Consider the following 16,905-nt stretch of genomic DNA (forward strand, 5'->3'; position numbering starts at 1 on the left):
AAAGCCGGGGCTAATACTTCAATTATTTTAGGACATTTTCAAAAACGCTTGACACGACTAATTTTCTTAGCTGAATAAAATTTTCAATATATCGTAGATAGATTTTATCACCATGAAATTAAGTTTGAATGCACAGCTTTTTCATACTGTATATTCCTATGCCGGTCACTTCAGGTGCGTTCCAGTTTATAAGTTCTTTAGATTTTCCTCATATATTTTTCAATTTGTTCTCACAGATTCATCACAAATTCCGCGTATATTAATAAACAAATAAAGCGAAAGCTTTTTTACATAGATTATAAATATACTTTTTCTTTTTCATACTTGCCGGGCCAAAAGGTCCGGCCCTCCTTCTTTTTAGGAGAATTTTCGGAAGTTGCTTACGTCGGAGAATTCGAATTTGATTATAAATTTAACATAAAAAATCCCGGTCTTTAGAAAAGAACTGTCTTGATATTTCTTTTCTGACCGGGATTTTTATAATTCAGGTTCACTCTTCTTTTAACGAAAAAACACTGAGCCACAATAAAGTGTAGCCCAGTGTTTTTTCTTATAACTCATCAAGCCCATAATCTTCAAATTGGAGAGTTTCTTTATCCAATTTTAAAGCTGATCCGGTTTCTCAACTGTATAAACACTCTGATCCTGGATTGCCGTTGCTCCAGACATATCTGCTGTGTCGCTGTAGAAACCAGTTGTAATGGTGTACTCGCTGTCGCCCTGTACATACACAGTTCCGTCTGTACCCTGAATTGTTACAGTTTTTCCATTACTATCTACAATTGTTCCCTCATTTTCCAGAGATGAGACAGTACTGTCGCCAGTTACAGTCCAGGTGGAATCTGCGCTTATATAAACGTTGCAGTATCCCTCTCCGCCTTCGCCTGCATAGCTCTCATCATCTACAACTGCACCTGTCAGGCTGCTGCCTTCTGTGAGATAAAAGTCAAGATCACTGATAGAATCCCAGATCACATCTCCCTGCATATCCTGACTGATTCCTGTAAAGTGACAGTCAGCTCCGTTAACCCCAGACTGTCCCCAGCCTCTCTGGTTGGTGTTACCTGTGCACTGCAGGAAAAATTCATTGTCATCGTTATAGTTAATATCCACGTTATTTAAAGTAATCGTACTCTCTGTATTGGTTGTATAAAACACACCGCCGTTCTCAGAAGTCAGGCTGCCGCCATCCATCTGGAAGGTACTGTTACCAACCTCAGAATCACCAGACATGCTCTGGTAAAGGATTACAGTCCAGGTATTGTCGTTCTGATCCAGATCACTCATATTTCCAGTGAGATCACAGTCATAAAGATGAATAGAATTCAGACCTTCAATGCAAACTGCCTCCGAACCATTTGCTGTAAGGCTGGCATTGCTTACTGCAATGTCTGCTGTACTGTAAATAGCAGGAGAACCAACACCGTTGGAAACATAATTTCCACCATCGAGCACCATTGTTCCGCCGCCTCTGTCACTTCGGATTGCAGCAGAAGACTCACCGTTTGTCTCTACATCCAAGTCCCATCCGTAAAGAGTCCCACCGCCAGCTACATGAACACCACCAGAGGTATCCTGAGTCGTTTCTACAGTTGTACCAGAAGCATATACAGTTCCATCATCATATGCAAAAAGCCCTGCACCACCTGCTGCATCTGTAGTCACGCTGCCATCTTTCACATAAGCAGTACCATCTGTTGCCAGAACAGCAGCTCCTACACCATAGAAGCTGGAATTGTCTCCGCCCTTGCTGTCCTCGGAAGTTCTAGTAATAGTATCATTATCAAGAGTAACACTTGCACCTGAAGAAATCAATGCTGCATTCTCGTCAGTTCCTGTTGACTCAATTGTCTCATTTGATACAGTTGTATCTTCTGTATACTCATTTGCTGCCGTATAACTGTCCACACCCTGAGACTGGCCATCAGGGCCTCCCTGTCCTGAAGCGCCTTGTCCATCACCGCCAGGCTGGCCCTGACCGCCCATTTCCATGGACATTACAGTAATGGAAGCAGCATTTCCATCCTCATCTAAAGTGATAGAAACGATATCGCCCTCTTGAATGTCAGAAAGTGAAATATCCTCAGCCTCTGCGGACTGTCCGTTACCGTCTGGTTTTTCCGGCTCTTCTCCGTCCTGGCTATCTGTATTCTCACTTTCCTGGTTATCGTCAGCTGCGTCCTGACTGTCACTTGCTCCATCAGAAGAATCAGAACTCTGTCCATCACCTTCCGGCTTCTCTGGCGCACCGCCATTCTGTCCATCTCCGCCAGGCTGCATACCGCCTGCCTGCTTTGTGATCACTGTATCCGCAGTAATTGTAATCGTCTGCTCCTCGCCAGTCAGATCCAACATAGAAGGCGCATCCCCGCCCTGGCCATTTCCATCCGGTGCTCCGCCATTCTGTCCATCTCCACCAGGCTGACCCATCTCTTTCATAGTCCCAACTGCAATGGTAATCTCCGAATCAGAAACCGACTTAACCTCACCAAGTACCACATTCTCCTGACTCTCATCACCATTCTCATCCGAAGCAGCCGCCTCACCACTTTCATCATTCGCCGCATCCGCAGCCGTCTCCGTCTTACTATCCTCCGCATAAACCATAGCCGGAACAGAAGTTGTTGCTACCATAATTCCCATTAAAACAGCTAAATATCTACGTTTCATACCCATTCATTTCCTTTCTGTATTCATTCAACCCTTCCGAAATCCTCATTCTCTCCATCCGGATCATTTTGTTTTGTGTTCCTTATGGCTAATAATATACAGACCAAATGTGTGCAATTAATGGGAAAACTGTGTTCATTCCATGGTCAACCTGGTAAGAAACTGTGAACTCCACCAAAAGAATATGCCGCAACAACCAAATTCAGTCGAAATATACTCCACTCAAAAAATACACATAACAGAAATGATTTTTGACAGAACTCAAGAAGAAAGCTGACTAAAAATATACAAAAGAATAGAATATAGTAAACACGAAAATCTCCCCAAAAGGAATCAGCCAACGTTTCCTACCAGTACACAACGCTAAGCAAACGTAATTACCATCCGCCTCTCTTCCCAGGCGCTGCGTCACTTCCTCCCCTCCTTCAACTACTCCCACCTGCAGCCGCCGTCCTGTTTTCCCCTTCGCCAGTACACAGTGAGAGGAAGGTGGTGTCGGCTGGGGGCTTTGCCAAAATGGGCGTTTGACGAGTATAGCGTCCCTAAGAATTGCACTGTCTGAGCCCTGCAAGGGCGAGTTTGCAATTCTTAGGGACAATAGGCGACGCAGTCAAACGCCCATTTTGGCATCGCTCCCAGCCGACACCACCTTCCTCTCACGTACCTTAATGACAGAAAAAAAACAGGGCGCCATCACGCACCCTGCTTCATTCTCTTAATAACCTTAAGTCTGGTAAATTCCTCTCTCTCCTTCTCCTCCAAAGCATTGGAAATATCCTTGGTCAGAGCCTCGAACTTCGGAATCGTAATATTCTTCAGCGCATTCGCCCTCTTCTGAGTCTTCTTAATATTACTAGCCAGCCGAATCGCCGAATTCTCAATCATAGACAGCTTAATGGAAAGCTCCTTCACCCTCTCAAAAGCCGCCTTCGCCTCATCCAGAGACATCTTCGTACTATAATAAGCATATGTCGGCACATTTCCCGACTTATCATACTCTACCAGCGGAATCTCCGTACCCATAACACTACGTGTCTTAATACGGATAGAATTCTCCACCGGCACCGTATGGGAAATCTGATCCACAAACGCGATACCCATCTCCATATTCGCTTTCTGCAAAGCCTCATACGCAGTTCGGAACGTTTCATCAATCTGTCCCTGGATATCCTTCGCCTGATCAACCAGATTCATCATCTCACGAATCAGAATATTACGCTTCTTATCCATCAGTTCATAACCCTGACGGGAAAGAGCAAGTGAATTTTTAGCCAGAATTAAATTACCCTTGGTAGGAAAGGTATTCGGATCCATTCAAGTCACCTCACACTTTATTTGGTAGTCTCGTGATAATACTGATCCAGAATCTTGGTATCAATACGGTCAAGCTCATCCTTCGGAAGCATACCAAGAAGCTCCCAGCCCTTATTCAGAGTATCAATAATACTTCTGTTCTCTGTATCTGTCTGACCGACAAACTCAGCCTCAAATGCCTTACCAAACTGCAGATACTTCTTATCCAGAGGAGAAAGCTCATCCTCACCAATAACAGAAGCAAGGGCTCTCGCATCTCCAACCTTTGCATAACAGGAAAACAGCTGGTTGGCAACGTCCTGATGGTCCGCTCTTGTGAAGCCCTCACCAATACCATCCTTCATCAGACGGGAAAGAGACGGCAGAACATTGATTGGCGGGTAAATACCCTGTCCATGAAGCTGTCTGTCCAGAACAATCTGACCCTCAGTAATGTAACCGGTAAGGTCAGGGATCGGATGGGTAATATCATCATTAGGCATGGTCAGAATCGGGATCTGTGTAACAGAACCTGTACCACCGGAAACAATACCTGCACGCTCATATAAAGTAGCAAGCTCACTGTAAAGATATCCAGGATAACCTTTACGGGAAGGAATCTCACCTTTGGAAGAAGAAACCTCACGCATTGCCTCACAGAAAGAAGTGATATCTGTAAGAATAACCAGAATATGCATACCTTTTTCAAAAGCAAGATACTCTGCTGCAGTCAGGGCAATCTTCGGAGTCAGAAGACGCTCAACAGTCGGATCATTTGCCAGGTTCAGGAACATAACAACATGATCGGAAGCACCGCTCTCCTCAAATGTTCTGCGGAAAAACTCTGCAACATCATACTTAACACCCATTGCAGCAAACACAATGGCGAAATTTTCATCGGAATCAGCACCCAGAGATGCCTGACGCACGATCTGTGCCGCCAGCTTATCATGTGGAAGACCGTTTCCGGAGAAAATCGGAAGCTTCTGTCCACGAATCAGGGTGGTCAGACCATCAATTGCAGAAATACCGGTATTGATGTAGTTACGCGGATACTCACGGGTAACCGGGTTCAGCGGCAGACCATTGATGTTCAGGCTTACCTCCGGTGTGATCTCGCCCAGCCCATCGATTGGCTGTCCAATACCGTTAAAGGTACGTCCCAGGATTTCCGGGGAGAGCCCGATTTCCATAGGATGACCGCTAAGACGTGTATGAGTGTTTCCAAGGGACATATTATCTGTACCCTCGAAAACCTGAATTACTGCTTTATCTTCGTATATTTCAATAATACGGCCAAGCTTTTCGGTACCGTCATCCATACGGAAGGAGACGATTTCCTCGTAGGAAGCGTTTTTAACGCCTTCCAGAACTACAAGAGGGCCGTTTATTTCACTAAGGCCTAAATATTCGATTGCCATAAAAAACTTACCTCCCTATCAGCCGTTTCTCTCTAATACGTTATCATAGAATCTGTCGATGTCAGCCTTATACTGGTCAAACATCTCAGGTTTGTTATTCGGAACATCATATTTGATAGCAATAACACGCTCAAAAATATTGTCCTCCTTCAGTACGGAAACCGGCATTCCCTGATTTACAAGGGAGCGGCACTTCTCGTACAGATAAAGGATGATCTCCATCATATTGAACTGCTTGCTCATCGGTACACAGGTATCCTCTGCATGGAACGCATTCTGCTGAAGGAATCCAAGACGGATAACCCTTGCGATCTCCAGAGTCAGCTTCTGATCATCCGGAAGAACATCACTACCGATCAGCTTAACGATTTCCATCAGAGAGCTCTCCTGGTTCAGAATCGCCATCAGCTGATTACGGTCGCTTACAAATTTAGCGGAAACATTATCTCTGTACCATGGACTTAAATCCTCCAGGTACTCACTATAGCTTGTGAGCCAGTGGATAGCCGGGAAATGACGGGCATAAGCCAGAGATTTATCCAGTCCCCAGAAGCAGCGGACGAAACGCTTTGTATTCTGTGTAACAGGCTCAGAGAAGTCACCACCCTGTGGGGAAACCGCACCAATAATAGATACGGAACCTTCGGTTCCATTTAAGTTCTGCATCATACCAGCTCGCTCATAGAAAGCGGAAAGCTTGGAAGCCAGATAAGCCGGGAAACCTTCCTCGGCAGGCATTTCCTCCAGACGTCCGGATAACTCTCTAAGAGCCTCAGCCCAACGGGAAGTGGAGTCTGCCATGATGGCAACGTCATAACCCATGTCACGATAATACTCAGCCAGTGTAACACCTGTATAAATAGAAGCCTCACGGGCTGCAACAGGCATGTTTGATGTATTGGCGATCAGAGTGGTACGGTCCATCATCAGGTTTCCGGATTTCGGGTCGATCAGTTTACTGAAGTCCTCCAGAACCTGTGTCATCTCGTTTCCACGCTCACCACATCCAATATAGATAATGATATCTGCGTCAGACCACTTTGCGATCTGGTGCTGTGTCATGGTTTTTCCAGTACCGAAACCGCCAGGAATCGCTGCTGTACCACCCTTTGCAATTGGAAAAAGGGTATCCAGAATACGCTGTCCGGTTACAAGCGGCACACTTGCAGGGAAACGTTTGTAGGTAGGTCTTGGCACACGGATGGGCCATTTCTGTGCAAGAGCGATGTCACGCTCGCTGCCGTCAGAAAGACGAACCGTTACAATCGGATCAAGGATAGTGTATGCTCCGTCCGGAACTGCCTTGATAACCTCAGCCTCTCCAATTGTTGGCGGAACCATGGATTTATGAAGAATGGAAGCTGTTTCCTGAGTCTCGGCAATGATAGTACCTGCGCTTACCATATCTCCAACTTTAACAGTTACATGAACATCCCATTTCTTAGCAGTATCAAGGGAATCAACACTTACACCACGGGAAATATATTTTCCGGAGGATTTTGCGATCTCCTCCAGAGGACGCTGGATACCGTCGAAAATGTTATGAATGATTCCAGGTCCCAGAAGAACGGAAATAGCATCGCCTGTTCCCATTACTGTATCACCTGGCTTCAGTCCTGTTGTCTCCTCGAAAACCTGTACGGTAGTCATACCCTTTTTCAGACCAATGACCTCACCGACCAGCTTCTCAGGTCCAACATAAACCATCTCGGAAATCTTAAATCCCGGGTCGCCTTTCAGATAAATAACAGGACCGTTAACGCCGTAGATAATACCTGTTTTATTCATGGCTCAGCCCTCCGTCAAATTTGAATTCTTTTTTCAGCTTCTCATAAGCACTCAGGAAAGAGTTGTCGATCAGGATGTTTTTAGCCGGGATTGTGGCTTTGATACCACCCATAAACGGTTCATCGGAAATCTCAACTGTGAATCCGGTCTTTGCTACAATAGAGCGCTGTAATGCTGTATCTTCAGAGGAAAGATAGATAAAAATCTCATCATTTCCTGCAAATTCTCTTGCCTTCTGGATTCTGCTGCACAGATAATCCTGATACGCAGGACTCTCCATGAAATTCTCCAGATGATTCTTAACCTCTACAAAAAGCTCGTTTTTAAGCTCTGTCTGTTTGGCTGTCCAGTCACGTCTTAAAGTCAGCTGCTCAGCAGAAAGTGCCTTGTTTACCTCTCGGGTAGCATTTTCTGTCTCTGCCTTGATCTGTGCCTCGGCATCCATTTTTCTTGATTCTTTATGCTTTTCAAACATTTCTTCCAGACTCTTCTTATGTGCTTCCAGTGTATTCTCAGCCTCTGTCTGGGCTTCCGCAACGGAAGTGTCGTAGAAATGCTGCAGTTTTTCTTCAATTGTCATGCTTGGTCTTCTCCTGCCTATAACTTTAAGCCAATGGCTTCGTTAACATATCCGGTAATAAAATCAGGTTTGCGGCCTGTACCATGCCTGTCAGGGATTTCGATGATCAAAGGCGTTTTATGGTTCAGCTTTACATCGTCCACGATCTGGGGAAACTCCCTGCCGAATTTCTCGGTCAGGAGGAGAATCCCGATTTCCTTGTTGGCGATTGCTTTTTCCAGAGCGTCCTTCAGTTCGTCACGCTCATGGACTACCACGCCTTCCACACCTGCCAGTCTCATCCCTGTGCAGGTATCGATGTTGTCACTGATCAAAAACATTTTCATAATTATAATTTACCGATGATCATGAAGGAAATGATCAGACCGTAAAGAGCAACACCTTCGGCAAGACCTACGAAGATAAGGGATTTACCAAGAATGCTCTGATCCTCGCTGATTGCACCAAGAGCTGCACTTGCCGCACTGGCTACGGCAATACCACCACCAATACAGGAAAGACCTGTAACAAGAGCTGCTGCAATATATCCAAGACCTGTTGCAATACCTGCATCAGCGCCTGTTGCAGCCTGTACAGAAGAGCTTCCTGCAAACATAACCATTGCTGCTACTAACATGGTACCAAAGAAGAAAAATGCGTTTGTTGCGATTGTTGTTTTGTAACGTCCACGGCTCTTCTCGCCGATGAAATAGTAACCAAATGGAACGATAATGCTTAATACAAGCGCTACTGCTAAAATAATCTGTGTCATAACTGTCATGATAATTGACCTCCTCGTGTTTTAACATTTGTAATGTCACTGCATTTCACAGAGACATTTGATAAATATTTCACTACCAGCGGCAGTTTACTTTGCCTCCGCGTCAGAACGGAACGGCTCGAATTTTCTTCCGCTTCCTTTGTAGAAACGGCTAAACATCTCGTAATACTCAAGTCTCAGTACCTGGATACCAACGATCAGACCCTCAAGACCGCATACGAAAATATTTCCGAGAACAATCACTACCCAGTTCGGGCTTCCGTTCTCAGCACCGGCCAGCATCAGTACAACCTGCATCATAGCTGCATGGCTGACTGCATAAGCTCCGATACGCACGAAAGAAAGTGTGTTGGAGAAATAGCTCAAAAGGACTTCGAACATCTCGAAAAATCCCTGAACAATAAACATTCCCACACCGCCTTCAAAAGCTGCCGGCTTCTTTTCCACAAGGTTTGTAAGAGGCTCTTTTAAGAACATTACAAGCAGCGGAAGGATAAACATAATGCAAAGAACAATACCGCCAGGAAGCTTATGGCCTGTCATGAACAATGCAATTACAATCACTGCGGATCCATAGAATACAAGACCTGCAACAGAGTTGGTATCAAACCATACTTTCTCTGTATCCTTTGCTTTCAGGGAATTCATAATATTAAAAATCATGCACAGAAGAATGATTCCCATACCAAAGCCAATAGCGATAATAAATACGGTATTCAGTTTTCCGATAAAAGGCACATTCATCATGGCATCCATAGGCCTTAACCATACAGGCTCTATAATATCTTCAAATCCGAAGACGCTGCCGAACATGAAGCCAAAGAATGTGGAAAAGATACCTGCACAGCTGATGATTCCGGCAAGATCAATATGCTTGAATCTGTAAAGAAGATATCCGCCGATCAATAAAACCAGACCCTGTCCTGCATCTCCGAACATTGCGCCGAAAATAAAGGAATAAGTGATGGCGATAAACCAGGTTGGATCCATCTCTCCATAAGCCGGAAGGCCATACATTTTGGTGTACATTTCGAATGGCTTGAAAAGCTTGGGGTTCTTCAGCTTGGTAGGCGGTGTCTTATGGGCATCCTCCTGCTCATTCTCATCAATCAGACAGAAAATACGGGAATCTCCGGAAATATCATTCTGGAAAGCTTTGGCATCCTTCTCTGTCATCCAGCCACAAAGGATATAAAATGGTTCCTTCGGCTTATAATCGGCTGCTGCCTCTCCCTTATTGTCCCCATGTGTGCATGCTGCCAGTTTACGGATATCAAAGTTCCGTGAAAACTGGGAAAGTGTATGTTTGCAGGAAACAATGTCGGATGCATTTTTTCTGAAGAAAGCTTTTCTTGCCGCTTTGTTTGCATCAAGATCTGCAATTGTTTTCTTGTACTGCGCTTCAAGTGCTGTGTATGCAGCTTTGGCAGTTCCATCATACTGATCCGGTACAAAGATTTTTTCAAAGTGCATAGCAGAATATACGGCATGGATCCGCTGCGCTTCATGAACGGGAACAAAATAAATTCCCCAGATATAACGGTCATCTTCATCACATTTAATGAAAATCGTATCCAGATTATCATAAATGTATGTTTTAAATTTATCGAAATAATCTTTCTCGATCCGTCCAAAGCGATAATGGATATAACGCATTTTCAGGATTGACTGCACATCAAAGTCTACATTTCGGAACGGATAGATAATACGAAGTGATTCTGACAGAGAATCACGTTTCTCTTCCAGTTCCTGACGGGTCTTGTTAAGGACATCCGCTTCATCTTTGATCTGCTGTACGAAAGAGAGAGCTTTTTCGATTGGCAGCTTCTTCGCAGAAGCCTGCTCCGGGTTCTCAACCTCTTCATAGAAGCTTCCGACTGTGCTTAAAGCTTCTTTATAAGGATTGATTTCAAGATAAGGAGAAAGATTCTTCACATCTGTGAGCTCAGTAAGAGCATTCTCCAGATGAATCTCATACCGGCTGAGGTAATTATTTACAACTCGGTCGATATCCTCTCTTGGCCCGGTAATGCTGACAAATTTCATTTTCTCAATCACATTGCTACCTCCGGGTTACTAATTGTTGTGAACATAATGCATTGCCTCGTCCGGATCAACCTGGTAACGAACACACTCCAGTGCGATGGTCAGACGGTTTACCTCATGCTCTTTGTGGTAAAGATAAGAATACAAAACAGCTACTGAATAAGGATCCTTGCGAGCCTCTTTCTCAAGCACGGTACGGAGCAGACTATTATAAAGCTCCTCCATGGAGATCAGGTTCAGCTGCTGATATTTCCTGCCGTACCAGGTACGGGAAAAGATCTGCTCACCTTCTTCTTTGCTGGTAGCTTCCACCAGAGCTGTGATTTCTTCTTTCTTTAGTTTATAATTCACGGGAATCAGCTGTGCGTAGATGGCTGCCGGCTCCATTTTGTAATAACGCTTGGATCGCAGGATAAACTGCAGATTCAGCATATCAAACTTCTCACCATAAGCCTTGGTGATCTCGTCCAGATCGTTTCCCTTGAATAACTTTTTGCGGACACTCCAGATCTGATTAAAATAATAAAGATCAAGAGCCATTCCGTAGTCAAATAAAAGTCCATTGCCGTTCTCATATACGCTCTGAAGCGGAGCATAGAATTCATTGCCCTTCAGGGCTGTCATGAACTCATCCATATTTCCGGCACCTGCCACTCTGTCAATGTCCAGCTTGGAATGGTGCAGGAAAAAGTCGCGGTAAGGACTCATATCCACAGGATCGGTGCTTCTGTGATCAAAGAGATTTGTCATGATCTCTTTCAGAACACGGATTTCGTAGCGCTTGGAATAAAGTGCCAGGAACTTGCGCTGCTCCTTGTTTGCAAAATTGTAAATGCGGGAGAAATTTCCGAAAATGGATTTCTTCAGAAGCTTCTCGATCTCACCTCGGTGAAGATTATTCTCATCAAGGTCTGACCATGCTTTCGCATATTCCGGCGTTTTCTTCAAATAAGCGGCTACCTGTGGAACGTCCGAAAAGCGGACGATTTCCTGAAGCTGTTCATCTGTCACCAGATGACTGCTCATAGCGCGTATTTTCGTGGAAATTCCGCTGTAGGAAAGAACGCTTCCCATTACATCACTTCCTCCTGAATGATCTTTTCAAAAATTTCTCTGGAAAGGCGTTCGTGATTCTTCGCATAGTAAGCGTCCAGCTGACTTAAGGCAGCCTGAGTGTCTTCCCGCAGGGATGACAGGCGCTTATCCTTCTCACCCTCAAGATTCCGGCGAATTTCCTTAATCTGCTCTTCTGTCTGTTTCTCCAGCTGGGTGTCGAATTCCTTGGACTGCCTTTCCATCTCAGCTGAAAGAGCTTTCTTCTTCTGCAGTGCATCCTTCATAATGGTCTCTGCAGTTGTCTCTATCTCGGATAACTTACCGATTATCTGTTCCATTTTTCCCCTCCTTTTTCAAGTTTTAAGTATCTTACACCCATTTTGATGAAAATACCAGTCAAACTTTGCCTAAAATTTTCACAAAAATTCAATACAATTCCAGATGTTTTGACTAAAAATTAACGATCTTATCAATTCCTGTCATATCGAAATTTTATACTAGGTACACGTATTAATTATAAATAGGAAGAAAATGCATATTTATACAGAGTTCTCCCACATTTTTCCGTTTACTTTTCTTATTGACGCATTTCATATTCAGTCAAAATTAGTCAGTTTTTTCAATTAAAAGAACTTTGCGTTTTCCCCCTGACATAGAATGTGTTTGAAAAATCACGATATCAATATTATTGCGGAAAAGCAGGAAATCATGTATAGTAGTTTTGTTAAGAATGAATACAATTTCAGCTGATTCTGACAAGCATTTTTTACCACCCGGTAAACTTTTGCAAAGAGCCGGAATCAGTTTCATACAGCTATAAATATAATTACAGGAGGAACCTATGCGACTTAGAAATATACCAGGCGCCAAAGACGCAATTGCAGAAAGTATCTACGTGATCCAGAATCCCCAGGAGAATAAGGGAAACTGGGACAAGGTTTTCCCACAGCATCAGCCTGTCCATCTGGAGGTTGGCATGGGAAAAGGCCGCTTTCTTATGGATATGGCGAAGCTCCATCCGGAGATCAACTATATCGGAATCGAAATGTATGACAGCGTACTCCTTCGTGCCATTCAGAAGAAAGAAGCCCTTGCAGAAGAAGGACAGGAGCTTTCTAATTTAAAATTCATGCGCATGGATGCAAGACTTCTTCCCGAAGTTTTTGAAAAAGGCGAGGTTTCCAGAATCTATCTGAACTTCTCTGATCCTTGGCCTAAGGCCCGCCACGCTTCCCGCCGCCTTACCTCCCGGGAGTTTCTTTCCCGCTACGACAAGATTCTGAAAGAAGACGGAACCATCGAGTTCAAAACTGACAACCGCGGCCTGTTCGACTTTTCCCTGGAAGAAGTCCCGGAAGCAGGATGGAAACTGGAAGCTCACACCTTTGACCTCCACCATAACGAAGAAATGATGATTGGAAATGTAATGACCGAATATGAGGAAAAATTTTCCTCTATGGGAAATCCGATCTGTAAGATGATCATTCGTCGTTAAATGTTTCACCTTGCTGTATTTCTTTTCATATTATAAGGAAGAAATATCTGGCAGGAGTTTTTTATATGAAGCGAACCAGATCTTTGCAAAAATTTGCTGCTCAATTTGGCTATGAACATAAAAACAGAAGCAATCCCTTCTCCGGCATAAAAAAGCATGCCAATGAACTGTCCAAACTGCTGGACAGCATGTTTCCCAAGGATAAAAACAACAAAGAAAAATCATAAAAAGGAAGCCAAACAAATGAAAAATTCTCCGACAGAAGTGAAAAAGAAAGAAACGGAAGAGCGCAAACGTCAGGAAGAGCTGGAAAAACAAAAGCGTAACGAAACGTACCAGCTTCTTGGCGGTTCCCAGAATGACAGTGACGCAGACGACGATTCCTCATTAGAAGGAAATATCCAGCAGCTGGAAAATTACAGCTACTTTGACGGCGACAAAATTCTTGAATCCCTAAAGCTTGCCCCCAAAGACCGAAAAAACGGGGAATCCATCTATCGCCAGCAGAAAATGAATGTCACAGATATTTCCTGCGGCTACGACAGGATGAACGGTCAGCGCCTTGGCCAGATTGAAGCAACCTTCCAGACTGGCAGAGATATCTTCGGCGTCACCCTTCTTTTCTCTCACGAGGAAGTTACTTATGCAAGATGCGGATGCCCGGAATGCCACAGAAAATACTGGGGCTGGTATTCTGATAATTCCAGGTGCCAGTATACAGCTGCACTTGCCTTCTATATTCGTGATTATGTAAACCACAGCAATTTTTCGGATGCCACCGACATGAACGGAGACTATCTGCTAAACTCCTATCGCAGAGGACAGCTCAAAAATGACCAGAAAGAAACACCAGCCCAGGTTTCTCCAAGTGTTTCCCTGGTTCCAAGACTGACACAGAATGACAATAAGCTTTCCGTTTCTTTTAAGGTAGGAACTTCCAAAATGTTCGTGGTAAAAAAACTGGATGACTTCTGCCGTCAGGTTCGCAACGGTGAGACCGTTCAGTATGGAACCAGCACCCAGATCAGCCACAAAACGCAGGATTTCACAGAGGAGAGCCGCAAATGGATCCGCTATATTGACCGGATTGTCCGCGAGGAAGAGCAGTTTGTAGACAAAATCCAGAATTCCGGCATCTATTTGCCAAAAAAATTTAATGTTGGCAATTCTCTGGATCTTTTTGGCTGGCGTCTGGACAGTTTTTACGACAATGTCGGCAGTGAGAAAATAGATTTTGAAGATAAAACTCCGGATGCAGCCCGTAAAAAAGCCCAGCTTCACTGCAAAACAGGGAATCCACGGATTTCCATACGGATTCTGGATGCCTCTAAGGACAAAAAGCAATTTGACGGTGTCACAGTAAAGGGATACATCCCAGAGCTTTTTCAGGGTATGGACTCTTCATACTTTATCCAGGATGACAGCTTCTGTAAAACCGAACCGGCCTTTATGGAGAAGGTCCGTCCATTGACAGCGCTTTCCAGAAATGGAGAATTCCACTTCCAGATGGGGCGTAATACACTGTCCAATTTTTATCACAATGTGCTGCCCCAGCTTCAGGAAGTGGCGGATATTACGGAGGAAAATCCGGAGAAATTCAGACAGTACCTCACGCCTGAAGCACACTTCGTATTTTATCTGGACATGGAAAACGATAACGTTATCTGCAAGGTAAGCGCCTTTTATGGAAAAAGAGAATTCTCTGTAGGAAAGCTTTTACTTCATGAGGATATCTCCCCGGACCAGCAGTTCCGTGACTTTCCTCTGGAAAACAGTGTGCTGGATCAGACCATGGAATGGCTGCCTTACTATGATCCCGACTTTGACGTACTTCACTGCAACCATGACGAAGAACTTAGCTATCAGATCATGGAGTCTGGAACTGCCGCCCTCATGGAGCTTGGCGAAGTACGCTGCACCAACCGTTTCCGCAGCAGACACACCTTAAAGACTGTAAAGGTTTCCGTTGGTGTGTCCGTATCCGGCGGACTCCTGGATCTGAATATTTCCACGGATGATATTTCCAGCCAGGAGCTTCTGGATATCCTGAAAAGCTATCAGCTGAAGAAAAAATATTACAAGCTGAAAAGCGGCGAATTTGTCAATCTTCAGGAGCAGAACCTGGAAATGCTGGCAGAACTGATGAAAACCCTTCATCTCACCCCAAAGGAATTTGTCAAAGGAAAAATGCACATTCCGGCATACCGCACCTTATATCTGGATCAGATGCTGGAGAGCAACGAAAACATATATGCCAACCGCGACCGTCATTTCCGTGAAATCGTAAAAGGCTTCAAAACCATTAACGATGCCGATTTTGAAGAGCCGGAAAGCCTTTCCAGAATCATGCGAAAATACCAGAAGAACGGTTATAAATGGCTGCGTACCCTGGAAGCATGGAAATTTGGCGGAATTCTCGCCGATGATATGGGCCTTGGAAAAACCTTACAGGTAATCGCAGTTCTTCTTGCAGCGAAGCTTGAAGGAAAAACCGGCACATCCCTGGTAGTAGCTCCTGCTGCCCTTGTTTTCAACTGGGGTGAAGAGCTTGCCCGATTTGCCCCACAGCTGAAAGTTTCCCTGATCGCAGGAAGTCAGTCCGAGCGTCAGGCAAAGCTTCAGACGTACTCAGATTTCGATGTTCTGATCACCTCTTACGATCTTTTAAAAAGAGATATTGACCAGTATGAGGAAAAAGAATTTTTATACCAGATCATTGATGAGGCACAGTATATCAAGAATCACACAACAGCAGCAGCCAAATCTGTAAAGGTGATCCACAGCCAGACCCGCTACGCACTTACCGGAACACCAATTGAGAACCGCCTCAGTGAGCTTTGGAGCATTTTCGATTATTTAATGCCGGGATTTCTCTACGGTTATGATTCCTTTAAAAAGGAATTTGAAACTCCGATCGTAAAGAACGACGATGAGTCTGCCATGACCCGTCTGCAGAAAATGGTGTCTCCATTTATTCTTCGTCGTCTGAAAGAGGATGTGTTGAAGGATCTTCCTGAAAAACTGGAAGAAGTCCGTTACGTAAAATTTGAGGATGCGCAGCAGAAGCTGTATGATGCCCAGGTTGTGCATATGAAGGAAAAAATTGCCCAGCAGGACGAGGGCGAATTTAATAAAAACAAATTGTGGATTCTGGCTGAATTGACGAAGCTGCGGCAGATCTGCTGCTCTCCTTCTCTTTGCTTTGAAAATTACCGGGGTGAATCTGCCAAGGCTGAGAGCTGTATGCAGCTGATCCAGAGTGCTATTGATGGTGGGCACCGTATGCTTTTATTTTCCCAGTTTACTTCCATGCTGGCTCTTCTTCAGGCAGCACTGGAAAAAGAGGGGATTCCTTATTACATCATCACTGGGGAAACCTCCAAGCAGAAACGACAGGAGCTTGTGAAACAGTTCAATTCTGATACCACTCCTGTATTTCTCATTTCCCTGAAAGCAGGCGGCGTTGGACTGAATCTGACAGGTGCAGATGTGGTTATCCACTATGACCCCTGGTGGAATCAGGCTGTCCAGAATCAGGCCACTGACCGTGCCCACCGTATCGGACAGACAAAGAAAGTTACCGTGTACAAGCTCATCGCCCGCAATACCATTGAAGAAAAGATCCAGAAGCTCCAGGAAGCAAAGCAGGATCTGGCAGAGCAGATCATCAGCGGTGATATGGGACAGCTGAGTGGTATGAGCAGGGAGGATATTCTGGAATTGTTGTAGGAAATAAGGTACTATTGCTATTTAGTTGATTAAAAGTTCTTCAATGCGGACGCATTTGGACAATGTG

General features: G+C 44.5%; 12 protein-coding genes. 2 read left to right on the forward strand and 10 right to left on the reverse strand.

Going from position 1 to position 16,905, the window contains the following annotated elements; translation table 11 throughout:
- Positions 1–603 precede the first annotated feature (603 nt).
- The 10 genes from LIZ66_RS17580 to LIZ66_RS17625 all read right to left on the reverse strand — a co-directional run bounded on the left by LIZ66_RS17580 (position 604) and on the right by LIZ66_RS17625 (position 11,952).
- On the reverse strand, positions 604–2,670 hold the full coding sequence (locus LIZ66_RS17580) for a hypothetical protein (RefSeq protein ID WP_227201136.1): 2,067 nt from the start codon (positions 2,668–2,670) through the stop codon (positions 604–606).
- Positions 2,671–3,363: 693 nt separating this feature from the next.
- Positions 3,364–3,984 (reverse strand): V-type ATP synthase subunit D, encoded by a 621-nt coding sequence (locus tag LIZ66_RS17585; RefSeq protein ID WP_118579368.1) that lies wholly within the window; start codon positions 3,982–3,984, stop codon positions 3,364–3,366.
- Between the two features lie 17 nt (positions 3,985–4,001).
- Entirely contained in the window at positions 4,002–5,384 is a 1,383-nt protein-coding gene (locus LIZ66_RS17590) for a V-type ATP synthase subunit B (RefSeq protein WP_118579365.1), read from the reverse strand.
- 18 nt (positions 5,385–5,402) lie between these two features.
- Complete coding sequence (locus tag LIZ66_RS17595) at positions 5,403–7,172, reverse strand: V-type ATP synthase subunit A (RefSeq protein ID WP_148462112.1); 1,770 nt, start codon at positions 7,170–7,172, stop codon at positions 5,403–5,405.
- Complete coding sequence (locus LIZ66_RS17600) at positions 7,165–7,752, reverse strand: V-type ATP synthase subunit E (protein WP_227201135.1); 588 nt, start codon at positions 7,750–7,752, stop codon at positions 7,165–7,167. The genes LIZ66_RS17595 and LIZ66_RS17600 overlap by 8 nt, the downstream gene beginning before the upstream one ends.
- A gap of 17 nt (positions 7,753–7,769) precedes the next feature.
- Entirely contained in the window at positions 7,770–8,078 is a 309-nt protein-coding gene (locus LIZ66_RS17605) for a V-type ATP synthase subunit F (protein WP_117851005.1), read from the reverse strand.
- A 2-nt stretch (positions 8,079–8,080) separates the two neighbouring features.
- Positions 8,081–8,512 carry an ATP synthase subunit C gene (locus LIZ66_RS17610; protein ID WP_118579356.1) on the reverse strand — a complete coding sequence of 144 codons (432 nt, stop codon included), beginning with the start codon at positions 8,510–8,512 and terminating at the stop codon, positions 8,081–8,083.
- Positions 8,513–8,599: 87 nt separating this feature from the next.
- Positions 8,600–10,570 (reverse strand): V-type ATP synthase subunit I, encoded by a 1,971-nt coding sequence (locus LIZ66_RS17615; protein WP_173736221.1) that lies wholly within the window; start codon positions 10,568–10,570, stop codon positions 8,600–8,602.
- An 18-nt stretch (positions 10,571–10,588) separates the two neighbouring features.
- Positions 10,589–11,632: a V0D/AC39 family V-type ATPase subunit gene (locus tag LIZ66_RS17620; protein ID WP_118579353.1), complete on the reverse strand. Its 1,044-nt coding sequence runs from the start codon at positions 11,630–11,632 to the stop codon at positions 10,589–10,591.
- Positions 11,632–11,952: a hypothetical protein gene (locus LIZ66_RS17625; protein ID WP_118579350.1), complete on the reverse strand. Its 321-nt coding sequence runs from the start codon at positions 11,950–11,952 to the stop codon at positions 11,632–11,634. Before LIZ66_RS17625 ends, LIZ66_RS17620 begins: the two co-directional genes overlap by 1 nt.
- 503 nt (positions 11,953–12,455) lie before the next feature.
- Between LIZ66_RS17625 and trmB the strand changes: the two genes are divergently transcribed.
- Positions 12,456–13,109 carry a tRNA (guanosine(46)-N7)-methyltransferase TrmB gene (gene trmB / locus LIZ66_RS17630; protein ID WP_118579347.1) on the forward strand — a complete coding sequence of 218 codons (654 nt, stop codon included), beginning with the start codon at positions 12,456–12,458 and terminating at the stop codon, positions 13,107–13,109.
- Positions 13,110–13,352: 243 nt separating this feature from the next.
- Positions 13,353–16,838 carry a DEAD/DEAH box helicase gene (locus tag LIZ66_RS17635; protein ID WP_227201134.1) on the forward strand — a complete coding sequence of 1,162 codons (3,486 nt, stop codon included), beginning with the start codon at positions 13,353–13,355 and terminating at the stop codon, positions 16,836–16,838.
- The last annotated feature ends 67 nt before the right edge of the window (positions 16,839–16,905 follow it).

Source organism: Blautia faecis, assembly GCF_020554845.1.
In the GTDB taxonomy this organism is placed as follows: Bacteria; Bacillota; Clostridia; order Lachnospirales; family Lachnospiraceae; genus Blautia_A; species Blautia_A faecis.